A 417-nucleotide genomic window follows, 5' to 3' on the forward strand; every position below is an offset into this window, starting at 1 on the left:
CTCCTATATTAATACTTCTAATTTTATATTTACCATATTAATATAGACTTATATATATATTTACTTGCCAGTTTCTTTTTTATATCAATTTGCTACAAATAATATACAAAAATCTATCTAGCAATATTAGTTTTATATATTTATTAATATTAAGTCCATCATCTATTTTCAGAGTATTTAATATTCTATACTATAACTTTATTATACATACTATTAACATCTACTTACATATATTTACTAATTTCAATAAAGAGAAGAAAACTATACAATTTTCTCCCATTTATATTATTTTCAATATTATATATACCATTATATGAAATAATAATAATATATGATATAATATACTATGGAATATTTGAAAGGGCTCCAAAGATGAATTGGAAAGTTTAATGATGAAGAAAATAATAATATTGGGAA

The organism is Candidatus Nanopusillus massiliensis, from assembly GCF_920984865.1.